Origin of the sequence: Humibacter sp. (assembly GCF_051954055.1) — a bacterium.
Lineage (GTDB): Bacteria > Actinomycetota > Actinomycetes > Actinomycetales > Microbacteriaceae > Humibacter.
Window position 1 is genome coordinate 1 of record NZ_JBQCIE010000068.1, and the last position, 11418, is coordinate 11418.

The following is an 11418-nucleotide window of genomic DNA, read 5'->3' on the forward strand; positions in this document are numbered from 1 at the left end:
CGGTCGGCGCGGAAGGTGGGCACGACGCGGCCGGCGAAGTCCGGGTCGTCGCGGAGGGCCAGGTGCGCCGAGAGGTCGTCGGCGGGATCGTCCGTCGTGGCGAGCACCGCGATGCGAAAGCGGTCGAAGAGCGCCCGCGGGCGGAACTCGGGCCTCGCGAGAGCGTCGCACAGCTGGTCGTACAGGGCGTCCGCTGTCTGGGGCGACGGAGCATCCGTGAGCCCGAAGACGTCCGCGAACTCGCTCTCGAACCAGAAGCGAACGGGCGTGCCGAGGAAGACGTCCCAGTTCTCGCAGAGGCGGCGCCAGATCTCGCGTCCCGATGTCTGCGACGGTTCCCCGTCGCGTCGAAGGCCCAGGTCGGTCAGCGGCACACCGACGGCGTGCAGGAGCCGTGTCACGTAGTGGTCGGGCGTGATCAGCAGCGCGGCCGGGTCGCCGAACGGCTCGTCGTCGAGCAGCAGGTGCGCGTCGACGTGGCCGTGCGGCGAGTAGATCGCGGCATCCGCGACTTCGGCGTACAACCGTCGCGCCACCTCCCGCGTCGCCGGATCGGCCGGCAGCAGGCGGTCGGGGTGCGGGGCGAGCGTGTGGACTCGATCGCTCGCGGTCGTCGTGTCGTTCGGCAGGCTCATGTCGTGCGGTTCTCCTGTTCGGCGGGGTTCGGCGTGCCCGAGTCGCGTTCGGCGGGCGTCGCCGCCGGCCCGGTGGACGAGCGGACGGTGAGGTGTGTGGGCAGCGAGGCGCTTCGTCGCCTGGCGGAGTCCGTTCCCGGCTCGAGCTGCGCGAGCAGCAGCGTGACGGCGAGCCGGCCGGCCTGCTCGATCGGGGCGGTGAGCGTCGTCAGCGGGGGATCACAGAAGTCGGCGCCGAAGATGTCGTCGCATCCGACGATGCTGATCTCGGCGGGAACACGGATGCCGCGCCCCGCTAGGTGCTGCAGCATGCCGATCGCGAGCAGGTCGTTGAACGCGATCGCGGCCGTCGCGCCCGTGTTGAGCAGCGCATCCGCCGCGGCCGCTCCCGCGCTGCGCAGCGGCGAGAACGGACCGAGCCGGCGGGTTGTCACGCCGTGTTGCCTGCCGGCCTTCACGAACCGCCGCCAGCGTCCCTCGTTGGGCCAGGACGTCTCTGGGCCCGAGACGTAGGCGATGTCCCGGTGGCCGAGCGACACGAGGTGCTCGACCGCCTGCTCGATGCCCTTGGGCGTGTCGATGAACACGGTAGAGACGCCGCGGGTCTGCCGGTTGACGGCCACGATGGGCAGCTGCGATGCGAGCTCGGCGAGCATGCGGTCGGACAGCCGCGACGCGGCCAGTACGGCGCCGTCGAACGACGAACGCAGCCGGTGCAGAAGGTCGTCCTCGTTCTGGTCGGACTCCTCGGTGTCGATGAGCAGCTGCGAGTATCCAGATGCCTTCAGCTGCCGCTGCGTGCCCTTGATGATGCCGAAGTAGAACGGGTTCGTGACGTCGGAGACGAGCACGGCTATCGCCCCGGTCCTGCCCGAGGTGAGTGCGCGGGCGGGCGAGTTGGGGGAGTAGCCGAGCTCGGTCGCGATCCGTGCGATGCGTTCCCGTGTCGCCGCGTTCACCCTGCCTGGATTCGAGAGCGCGCGAGACGCTGTGGAGATGGCGACGCCCGCGCGCTCGGCGATATCGGCGAGCGTGACGGGGCGCACCGCTTCGGCGCCTGGCGCGGTGGGCGGCGCGTCTTCGCGGACTCCTTCCATGCCGACAGCCAATCAAGCCCGGGCGAGCGTGGCAAACATTTGGCAACCGTTTGCCAGACGGAATCCGCCACTCGGATCCCGCGAGACTGCACGCCCGCCCCGAGACGTTGGGCAACACCCGCTGTTTCGGGGCGGGCGTGCAGTCTGGTGAGAGCGCGCCGGGAGGTCAGCGCGAAACGGGGCCGGCCACCGACTCGACGACGGCGAGCGCGGACCGCTCGAGGAACGCCACGAAGGCCACGGCATCGTCGTCGCCGTCAGGCCCGGCGCTCAGCTCTCCGTCCACCAGAGCCTGCTCCGCGAACGCGACCCAGGCGCGAAGGGCCACCGTGAGGAGCGGCGACTGCGGAACGCCGAGCTCGTCGAAGACGGCGATGACGCGCTGCGTCTGGATCTTCTCGGCCTCTTCGACGACCTCGCGAACCTCCTTGTCGCCGCTGGCGACGCCGTGCACGAGCGAGACGAACGTGCTGCGGTGCTCCCGTACGAACTCCACGATCTTCGTCAGCGTCGTGTGCAGGCGCTCCAGCGGAGGGAGGTCGAGCTGCGGCTCGGTGGCGTTGAGCATGCCGTCGCGTGCGGCGCGCACGACCTCGCGGTGGAATCCCTGCTTGGAGTCGAAGTAGTAGAACAGGAGGCCGCGCGAGACGCCGGCCTGCGCGGAGAGGTCCTCGACGTTCAACTGATCGAGCGGCCGGTCGGCCAGCGCAGCCACTCCGAGGGCGACGAGCTGCGCCCGGCGCTCGTCGGGCGTCATACGGGTGCGTCGCTCGGAGGGCATGGTTTCGAGGATAGAGCGCCAGATTGAGGGTCGGCGCGCGTCTCGCGCAGCAGGCATCCGCTCATCTGCGGTGTGCCCCGTCCACGGGTCGACAGCTCCGACTGGCGCGCGCTACTGACTCATGGTAAATAGTTACTGACGCTGCGTCAGTAAGGGTCGGCATCCCGGCGTCGCACTGATCGAGGAGGATCTATGAAGCTACGTTCCCTGGCCGCGAAGCGTGCTGGCCGCGTCGCCCTTGCCGCCATTCCGGTCGGCATCGCCGCGAGCCTTCTGATGACGGGCGTTGCCAACGGTGCGGTTCCGGTGGCGTTCACGGTCTCGGGCTCCACGTTCCAGGTGGCGGCGTCGCAGCTCGAGGGCACCGGCTTCTCGCAGTACGCGGGAACGGTGACGGCGAAGGACGGCACGACGCATCCGGCCTCCATCGCCAACATCGCCACCGCGAAGCTGTACGACCTGTGCCAGTCGGTGGTGGTGCCGGGTATGCCGGTGGGCCTGAAGATCACGGCGGGTGGGGGCGGAACGCCGGCCACGGCGACGAACATGCAGATCGGCATGACCGACCTGCAGGGCGACGCCACGTTCAACAACATCCGCATCGGTGTGGATGCCTCGACGGTGAACACGGACGCCAAGGGCTCGGCCGGTGACTTCGCGCAGGATGCCGACTCGGTCGAGATCAAGAATCTCAAGCAGACCGCGTGGAGCACGCAGGCATCCGTCTTCAACCTCGCGGGGCTGCACCTGCAACTGACCGACGGCAAGACGACCTGCTTCTGAGCGAGCACCCGACGATGCAGAGACTGAAGGACGGGTGGCACGCGTTTGTCGTGTGGTCCCGGCAGCGGCCGTTCATCGGTGGACTGCTGACAGCGCTCGGCGGCGTCGAGATGTTCTTCTCCGGTCAGCTCTCCGTCGGCGCGATGAAAGTGCAGGTCGGGATCGAGGGCTTCCAGGCCATGCTCATCCCGATCGTCCTCGTGGTGCTCGGCGTGCTCGCGACGCTCATGCCGCAGCACCGTATCTTCTACGGCGTGATCGCCCTGGTCGTGGCGGTCTACTCCCTCGTCGGGGTCAATCTCGGCGGCTTCTTCGTCGGCATGATCCTGGCCAGCGTCGGCGGCGTGCTGATCGTCTCGTGGATGCCGAAGGGCGCGAAGAAGGACGGCGACGACCGCGCCGCCCCACCGCCGGAAGCGTCGAAGACCCGTCGGGAGCACCGTGCGCGGCGCGCGTCCGGAGGTGCTCTCGCCGTTGCGCTCACGGCGGTGATGAGCCTCGGGCTCGTCGCGGCGCACCCCCAGCCGGCTTCCGCGGCGCAGGCGACCGGCACGTGCATCCTCGGGTTCATCGGGGACTGCTCGACCCCGACCCCCACACCCACCCCAACGCCGACATCGACGACGGCACCTGGCGCGTCGCCGACGCCCGCACCATCGCCGTCCGCGGGCGGCGGCACCGGGGGCGGCGACACCGGGGGCGGCGACACCGCAACGCCGCCGGCCCCCACCGGGCCGACACTCATCGCGCCGGCATCCGCCTCGCCCGTCTTCTCCGGAAAGCCGGCACTCCTGCAGGGCTCATCACTCTCGTTCTCCGGGCTGCGCTACCTGGGCCTTGCGACCGTGCGGCTCTCGGGCGGCAGCACGGCGACCGTGCTCAAGCTCTCGATGGACAGCGTGACGATCCCGGGATTCCGCCTCGACACGCGCGATGCGAACGATGCGGGCACCGACACCGTCGCGACATCCATGGCGTTCAGCGGCGGCGTGAACACCTACCTCGCATCGTTCAAGGCGGTGCTCGACAACGGCAAGGCCGTGCAATACGACATCCAGCATCCGCCGTCGTCCGACGGTTCCGTGCCCGTGTCGCGCATCCTCTCCCTCGAGGTCTTCGGCATCACCGGCGGGAGCTCGGCGCTGACCGGATTCCACGAGATGATCAGCTGAACGTCGCCCGGAACGCGCTTCAATCGGCGGGGAGTACGTCTGCGTCTGTCGGCTTTTGGCAACGACTGGCAAACGTTTGCAGCGCATCGCCCGGCCTGCCTAGTGTCGAAGACATGAGCTCCTCCTCCGCGGGCGGCGACATCGCCTGGAAGCTGTCCGGATTCGGTGACGAGATCGACGAATCACCGCAGGTGCAACTGGCCGTGCTGGAGGCGCTCGGCGCCCGGCACATCGAAGTGCGCAGCGCCTGGGGCGTGAACATCGTCGACCTCGACGCTGAGCAGCTCGCCGGTCTCAAAGGCATCATCGACGGTGCAGGCTTCGGCGTCTCCGCGATCGCGTCGCCGATCGGCAAGGTGGATGTCACGCTGCCGGTCGAGCACGAGGTGGAGCGCCTCGCTCGAGCGATCAACGCCGCCCACGTGCTCGGCTCGCGTTACGTGCGCATCTTCTCCTTCTACCGCGGCGAGGGCATCACGCCCGAGGCGATCCGCGACGAGGTGATCGTCCGCATGCGCGCGCTCGCCGACCTCGCCGAGCGCGAGGACGTCGTGCTGCTGCACGAGAACGAGAAGGAGATCTACGGCGACGTGCCGGAGCGTGTGCTCGACATCGTCGAGTCCGTGGGGTCCGATGCCCTGCGCTTGGCGTGGGACAACGCCAACTTCGTGCAGTGCGGCGTGCGGCCGTTCACGGATGCCTGGCCCCTGCTTCACGAGCACGTCGAGTACCTGCAGGTGAAGGACGCGCTATTCGCCGACGGCACCGTCGTGCCGGCCGGCGAGGGCGACGGTCAGCTGCTGGAAACGGTGACCGCCCTGCGGGATGCCGGCTACCGCGGCTTCGCCTCCCTCGAGCCGCACCTCGCCGACGGGTTCGCCCTCGGCGGCTTCTCCGGCCCGCGCGCCTTCGGCACCGCCGGCCGCGCGTTCGACCGTCTGCTCACCACGATCGGAGTCAGCGCAGCATGAACACCCTGGCCTCGGAGCCCGCACTCACCGCCGCGATCGTCGGTTGCGGCGTCATCGCCGACAATCACGTTCGCGCCTTCGCGGCACGCGGAGACGTGGAGATCGTCGCGCTCGTTGATCCTGTCACTTCCGCGGCGGAGCGCGTCGCATCGCTGGTCGAAGAGGTCGGGATGCCCCGGCCGGCGCTGTTCGCGGATCTCGGCGAGGCCTTGGCGGAGCATCCGGTCGACATCGTCGTCGTGCTCACGCCCAGTGGCCTGCACGTGCGACTGGCCGAGACCGCCCTGAACGCCGGCAGCAACGTCGTCATCGAGAAGCCGCTGGATGTCTCCGTGCCCCGTGCCAGGCGCATCCGGGAGCTCGCCGACGAGGCCGCGGAGCGTGGACTCGTGGCCACGGTGATCAGCCAGCACCGGTTCGACCCCGCATCGGTGGTCGTGGCGCGCGCCGCGCACTCGGGCGAGCTCGGCGTGCTGACCAGCGCCGTGGCATCCGTTGCCTGGTGGCGAACGCAGGAGTACTACGACTCCGGCCAATGGCGCGGAACGTGGGAGCTCGACGGCGGCGGAGCCGTGATGAACCAGGGCGTGCACACCGTCGACCTGCTGGTGTGGTTCATGGGCAGACCGGTGGCCGTCTACGCGCACACCGCGCGTCTCGCGCACGAGCGCATCGAGGTGGAAGATACCGCCGTGGCCACGCTTCGGTTCGAGAACGGCGCCGTTGCTGTGCTGCACGCCACCACGGCGGCCTACCCGGGACTGACCGTACGCGTGCAAGTGCACGGCTCGAACGGCTCGGCCGTGATCGAGAACGACCAGCTCGCCTACTTCGCCTCGGGCGGCGCGGCGGATGCCGCCGGCAACGCCGACCCCACCCGCAGCACGGGCGAGAACCGGGCCGCCGACCTGGTGGACGCATCGGAGCTGTACGGCAGCCCGCGCGGAGCCGACGCGTTCGTCGTCGGGCACCGCCGGCAGTACGACGACATCGTGGACGCCATCCGAACCCACCGCACGCCCGGCGTGACCGTGGCCGACGCGCTGCTGTCGCTCGCCGTGGTGCGCGCCGTGTACCTCTCGGCCACGCTGGGCCGGGAAGTGCTCGTCGACGACGTGCTCGACGGCGTGTATGACGACCAGGACGTGCACACCGAGCTGGCGAACGTCGAAGCCACGGCATGAAGTTCGCCGTCTTCACCGCTTCCACCCCGCAGCGACGCTGGGTCGGCGATCGCGGGACGTGGCCGTCGATGCGTCTCGAGGAGCATGCGGATGCCGTCCGTCGCTGAGGCGCGCACGTCGCGGCCGTCCGTGCGGCTTGCGCACCTCGGGCTTGGGCACTTCCACCGTGCCCACCAGGCTTGGTACACGCAGCACGCCAACGCGCTGCCCGGCGCATCCGACGGCTGGGGCATCGCCGCCTTCACCGGGCGCTCGCCGCGCGCGGCCGAGGTTCTGTCCGGGCAGGACGGCGTCTACAGCCTCATCACCCGTGCCGCTGAAGGCGACTCCGCCGAGATCGTGCAGTCGATCGTGCAGGCGAGTGACGGTGCCGGCCCGGAATGGGAGAGCACGCTCGCCGACGCGTCCGTCGCCGTGCTCACCGTCACCGTGACGGAACGCGGATACGAGACCGGCAACGACTCGAGCGCCTCTGCCGGGGGCGAGAGCGCCGGCGCGCGGATCGTGCGGGGCCTCGCGGCCCGGGCACGAGCATCCGCCGGGCCGATCGCCCTCGTCAGCTGCGACAACCTGAGCGGAAACGGCGAGGCGCTGCGGCGCGTGGTGCTGGCGGAGGCCGACCCGGATCTCACGAGCTGGATCGGGGAGAACGTCTCGTTCGTCTCCACCATGGTCGACCGCATCACGCCGGGCACCGTGGATGCAGACTGCGAGACCGCGCGCGAGCTCACAGGATACGACGACGCCGCCCCCGTCGTCACGGAACCGTTCAGCGAGTGGATCGTCAGCGGCGCCTTCCCCGGCGGCCGACCCGCATGGGATCGCGTCGGCGCCCGGTTCGTCGACGACATCGAGTCGTATGAACGCCGCAAGCTCTGGCTGCTCAACGCCGGACACACGCTGCTGGCCGCCGTCGGGCTCCCGCGCGGACACGAGACGGTCGCCGCCGCGTTCGCCGATGCCGAGTGCCGCATGCTGCTCGAAGACCTGTGGGCGGAGGCCCGGGTCGTGCTCCCGTTCGACGACGAGACGCTGGATGCCTTCCTGACGGCCCTTCGCGCCCGCTTCGCCAACCCCCGCATCGCGCACAGGCTGACGCAGATCGACGACGGAAGCTTGCAGAAGCTCAGGCAGCGGCAGGCGGCGATCGTCTCGGCCAGGCTGGAGAACGGGGACGAGCCGGGGCGCGCATCCCTCGCCACCGTCGAGTCGTGGGGGCGCGCTCGCGGCCTCGACCTCGCCGAGGCTCTTGACGCGCTGCAACCAGGACTCGCCCGCCGCGTCTACGCGAGCTGAACCGAACACAAGGAGAACCATGCTGATCCAGTCCGCCGAGGTGCTCGTCGCGAGCCCCGGACGCAACTTCGTCACCCTGCGCATCACGACCGACGACGGCTACACGGGTCTCGGGGATGCCACGCTCAACGGGCGCGAGCTCGCCGTGGCCGCGTACCTGAAGGAGCACGTGGTGCCGCTCCTGAACGGACGAGACGCGAGCCGCATCGAAGACACCTGGCAGTACCTCTACCGCGGCGCGTACTGGCGGCGCGGGCCGGTCACGATGGCCGCGATCGCCGCCGTCGACACCGCACTCTGGGACATCAAGGCGAAGTCGGCGGGCATGCCGCTGTACCAGCTGCTGGGCGGACGGAGCCGCGACGGCCTCTTGGTGTACGGGCACGCATCCGGTCTCGAACTGCCCGAGCTGTTCGACTCGATCCGCGAGCATCTCGAGGAGGGCTATCGGGCCATCCGCATCCAGACCGGCATCCCCGGCCTGCCCTCGGTGTACGGCGTCGCACACAGCCGCAACGCCGAGGCCGGCACGGAAGCCGGAACGGATGCCCGCTACGACTACGAGCCGGCGCGCCGCAGCGCGCTTCCTGTGGAGGAGACCTGGGACACCCGCGCCTACCTGCGCCACATTCCTGGAGTGTTCGAGGCGGTGCGCAACGAGTTCGGGCCCGAGCTGCCGCTGCTGCACGACGCCCACCACCGGCTCACGCCGATCCAGGCGGCGAAGCTCGGCAAGTCCCTGGAACCCTACGACCTGTTCTGGCTCGAAGATGTGACGCCGGCCGAGAACCAGGCCGTGCTGCGCAGGGTGCGCGAGCACACCACCACGCCGCTCGCGATCGGGGAGGTCTTCAACACCATCTGGGACTACCGGGAGCTGTTCGAGGAGCAGCTCATCGACTACGTGCGCAGCCCCGTCACCCACGCGGGCGGCATCACCGGCCTTCGCCGCATCTTCGACTACGCCGCCGTGTACCAGATCAAGTCGGGCGCGCACGGCCCCACCGACATCTCGCCGGTCGGGCTCGCGGCCGCGATCCACCTGGGCCTGGCGATCCCCAACTTCGGCATCCAGGAGTACATGCGGCACGCACCGGTCACGCACGAGGTGTTCCGCACGACCTACTCGTTCGAGAACGGCATGCTGAACCCGTCGGATGCGCCGGGTCTCGGCGTCGACTACGACGACGAGGTCGCTGCCGCGCATCCGTACTCCGGGGCGTACCTGCCGGTGAACCGACTGCTCGACGGAGCGATGCACGACTGGTAATCTCGCCGAAGTGCGAGGCTTCACGGCCCGCAGCAGTCGTGCACCGGCGGGTGCCGCGAATCGAGGAGGTGATGACGTGACGGAATTCTTCCGCGCCTCCGTCCGACCTCTTACTCGATTCGGGGCCGTTCGTCGCTGACGCCAACGCCTGCGACTGCCGCGGCCTCCTTGTCACTTGGAGACCGCAGTGTCCTTCTTCGGCGACGACTTCGTCGTCCCCACCTTCGCCGCCTTCGAGATCGGAGATGGCCAGCGCAGGTCCACTTGGCCTGCCACCATGCCCAGCGAACGCGGACCTGAGCCGCGCCCCGACTGGGTCGTCACGTCTGCCGATGCCGTCGACACCGAGCTCGGTATCGTCAAGTCGGGCAAGGAAGCCGACGTCTGGCTGCTCGAACGTGCGGTGCCGGATGTCGTGGCATCCGTCTCCGGCGCACGCTCGGTCATCCTCGCCGCCAAACGGTACCGAGGAGCGGAGACCAGCGACTTCCACCGTTCCGCCTCGTACACCGAGGGACGGCGCGTGCGGAACACGCGTGACATGCGGGCGATGAGCCGCAAGTCCGCGTACGGCCGCGAGGTCGCTGCGGGGCAGTGGGCGGCGGCGGAGTTCGCCGGGCTCTGCGCCGCCTGGACGGCCGGCGTGCCCGTCCCGTACCCGGTGCAGCTGAGCGGCACGGAGATCCTGATGGAGTTCATCGGGGATGCCGGGGCCGGGGTCGCGGCGCCGCGGCTGGCATCCGCAGCGCTCACCCCTGCCGAACTCGAGTCCTGCTTCGAGCAGGTCGTGGAGATCATGCACCGTTTCGCCCTCGCCGGCACCGCACACGGCGACCTCTCGCCGTACAACCTTCTCGTGCACGAAGGACGCGTCGTCGTGATCGACCTGCCGCAGCTCGTGGACGTGATCGGCAACCCGAACGGTCTCGACCTGCTCGAGCGCGACGTGCGGAACGTGTGCACCTGGTTCCTGCGCCGCGGGCTCGACAGCGATCCAGAGGAGATCTTCGCCGAGCTCTGCGCCGACGCATTCCAAGCTCCGGCGCGCTGGTAGACTCGTACACCGAACTTCGGCGAGGGATGCCGCGCACCCGTTAGCGCAGGCATCCGTGATCGACGCGGTGGATCAGGCTCACGTCTGTCCTCACGCTGACATGCAGCACGAGTTGACAACGAATCCCTTCAAACGATGTGGGCTGCTGAAGCCCACCGAAAGCGAGACATCACCATGGCTGACGACAGCAACAAGGTGGTCGCGGAAGCCCGCGACCGATTCGGCAAGGGCGCGGCGCGCAAGATCCGCGCGGCGGGCAAGATCCCCGCGGTGCTGTACGGCCACGGCAGCGACCCGCAGCACCTCACCCTGCCCGCGCACCAGCTCGGGCTGATCCTGCGCAAGGCGAACGCCGTGCTCGACCTCGACATCGCCGGCACGTCGCAGCTCGCCCTCGTGAAGGACGTGCAGAAGGACCCGGTGCACCAGATCATCGAGCACATCGACCTCATCATCGTGCGTCGTGGCGAGAAGGTTCAGGTCGAGGTTCCCGTGCACGTCGAGGGCGAGCCGTTCTCCGGCACGATCGTGGTGCAGGACCTCTCGACGATCTCGGTCGAGGCGGAGGCCACGCATATCCCGGAGCGTGTCGTGGTGGATGTCGAGGGTCTGGAAGACGGCACGCACATCACCGCAGCCGACATCGCCCTGCCGAGCGGCGTCGCCCTGGTGAGCGACCCGGAGGCCCTGGTCGTCGCGATCAGCACGCCGTCGGCTCCTGCCGCCGAAGAGACGGAAGAGGCCGAGGAGGCCGCAGAGGCCGAGGCAGCCGAGACCGAGGCGCCGGCGGAGTCCGCCGAGTAGTCCGGCCGGGACGGCACACGCATGGCGGAACAGCCCTGGCTCATCGTCGGCCTCGGCAACCCCGGCGCGCAGTACGAGCGCACCCGCCACAACATCGGACAGCTGGTGGTGGACGAGCTCGCACGCCGCGCATCCGCCGTGTTCAAATCGCACAAGACCAACGCGAGGGTCGCCGAGGGACGTATCGTCCCCGGCGGCCCTCGTCTGGTCCTGGCCAAGCCCAACACGTACATGAACGTGTCGGGCGGGCCCGTCGCGCAGCTCATGCGGTTCTACTCTCTGCAGCCGGAGAGGCTGATCGTGGTGCACGACGAGCTGGACATCCCCTTCGACACGATCAAGCTGAAGTCCGGCGGCGGCCACGGCGGGCA

The 11418-nt window shown here is 69.4% G+C and carries 12 protein-coding genes; 9 read left to right on the forward strand and 3 right to left on the reverse strand.

The features are described 5' to 3' along the window. From ACTHNC_RS08100 to ACTHNC_RS08110, 3 genes are all read right to left on the reverse strand, one after another. Nucleotides 1-635 (reverse strand): glucuronate isomerase (locus tag ACTHNC_RS08100; protein WP_440294089.1); only part of this gene is annotated, 635 nt, incomplete at its 3' end. Next, nucleotides 632-1732, reverse strand: coding sequence for a LacI family DNA-binding transcriptional regulator (locus tag ACTHNC_RS08105; RefSeq protein ID WP_440294090.1), 1101 nt, complete (start codon nucleotides 1730-1732; stop codon nucleotides 632-634). The genes ACTHNC_RS08105 and ACTHNC_RS08100, both read right to left, overlap by 4 nt. Nucleotides 1733-1898: 166 nt before the next feature. Beyond that, a complete protein-coding gene (locus tag ACTHNC_RS08110) occupies nucleotides 1899-2513 on the reverse strand; it encodes a TetR/AcrR family transcriptional regulator (protein WP_440294091.1) in 615 nt (204 codons plus the stop codon). A 192-nt stretch (nucleotides 2514-2705) separates the two neighbouring features. On the opposite strand from ACTHNC_RS08110, the gene ACTHNC_RS08115 reads away from it, so the two are divergent. The 9 genes from ACTHNC_RS08115 to pth all read left to right on the forward strand — a co-directional run. Further along, entirely contained in the window at nucleotides 2706-3296 is a 591-nt protein-coding gene (locus tag ACTHNC_RS08115; RefSeq protein WP_440294092.1) for a DUF6230 family protein, read from the forward strand. Between the two features lie 14 nt (nucleotides 3297-3310). Then, nucleotides 3311-4468 carry a DUF6114 domain-containing protein gene (locus ACTHNC_RS08120; protein WP_440294093.1) on the forward strand — a complete coding sequence of 386 codons (1158 nt, stop codon included), beginning with the start codon at nucleotides 3311-3313 and terminating at the stop codon, nucleotides 4466-4468. A gap of 113 nt (nucleotides 4469-4581) precedes the next feature. Continuing rightward, the gene (locus tag ACTHNC_RS08125; protein WP_440294094.1) at nucleotides 4582-5439 is read left to right on the forward strand and encodes a sugar phosphate isomerase/epimerase family protein; all 858 of its coding nucleotides are present in this window, start codon (nucleotides 4582-4584) and stop codon (nucleotides 5437-5439) included. Beyond that, the gene (locus ACTHNC_RS08130; protein WP_440294095.1) at nucleotides 5436-6623 is read left to right on the forward strand and encodes a Gfo/Idh/MocA family protein; all 1188 of its coding nucleotides are present in this window, start codon (nucleotides 5436-5438) and stop codon (nucleotides 6621-6623) included. The genes ACTHNC_RS08125 and ACTHNC_RS08130 overlap by 4 nt, the downstream gene beginning before the upstream one ends. 90 nt (nucleotides 6624-6713) lie before the next feature. Beyond that, nucleotides 6714-7919, forward strand: a complete 1206-nt coding sequence (locus tag ACTHNC_RS08135) for a mannitol dehydrogenase family protein (protein WP_440294096.1) — start codon at nucleotides 6714-6716, stop codon at nucleotides 7917-7919. A gap of 19 nt (nucleotides 7920-7938) precedes the next feature. Further along, on the forward strand, nucleotides 7939-9189 hold the full coding sequence (gene manD, locus ACTHNC_RS08140) for a D-mannonate dehydratase ManD (RefSeq protein WP_440294097.1): 1251 nt from the start codon (nucleotides 7939-7941) through the stop codon (nucleotides 9187-9189). Nucleotides 9190-9376: 187 nt separating this feature from the next. After that, on the forward strand, nucleotides 9377-10243 hold the full coding sequence (locus ACTHNC_RS08145) for a serine protein kinase RIO (RefSeq protein WP_440294098.1): 867 nt from the start codon (nucleotides 9377-9379) through the stop codon (nucleotides 10241-10243). Between the two features lie 174 nt (nucleotides 10244-10417). Beyond that, on the forward strand, nucleotides 10418-11047 hold the full coding sequence (locus tag ACTHNC_RS08150) for a 50S ribosomal protein L25/general stress protein Ctc (RefSeq protein WP_440294099.1): 630 nt from the start codon (nucleotides 10418-10420) through the stop codon (nucleotides 11045-11047). A gap of 21 nt (nucleotides 11048-11068) precedes the next feature. Further along, nucleotides 11069-11418, forward strand: a 350-nt coding sequence (gene pth / locus ACTHNC_RS08155; protein ID WP_440294100.1) for an aminoacyl-tRNA hydrolase, incomplete at its 3' end; no start/stop codon positions are given.